Source organism: Parachlamydia acanthamoebae (assembly GCF_000875975.1).
In the GTDB taxonomy this organism is placed as follows: domain Bacteria; phylum Chlamydiota; class Chlamydiia; order Chlamydiales; family Parachlamydiaceae; genus Parachlamydia; species Parachlamydia acanthamoebae.
This window is the reverse complement of record NZ_BAWW01000042.1, coordinates 1-368: the sequence shown is the minus strand read 5'-3', so window position 1 is coordinate 368 and position 368 is coordinate 1. Positions and strand designations below refer to the sequence as shown.

General features: G+C 38.6%; 1 pseudogene. It reads left to right on the top strand.

Annotated features, from left to right (window positions below):
• Nucleotides 1-368: pseudogene (locus tag AOM43_RS13075) on the top strand (transposase); the annotation flags it as partial.

Sequence of the window (368 nt, the reverse complement as noted above, 5' to 3'; positions counted from 1 at the left end):
TTAGATTGAAAGATTCATGGACAACAGAATATCAAAATTGGCTCAAAAGTGATTTATCCGCAAAAAAGTACGTTTATATATGGGCGGATGGGATTTATTTTAACATTCGTTTAGAAGAAGATCGACCCTGCGTTCTGGTTCTGATAGTGCTTTAGAGAATGGAAATAAAGAACTTATCATGATCCATGATGGGCACCGAGAAAGCAAACTGTCTTGGAAAGAAGTTTTGCAAAATTTAAAACATCGAGGTCTCAAAGAAGGACCAAAGCTTGCGATTGGAGATGGAGCACTTGGCTTTTGGGCAGCTTTAAATGAAGAGTTTCCAGCAACAAAGCAGCAAAGGTGTTGGGTGCATAAAACGGCTAATA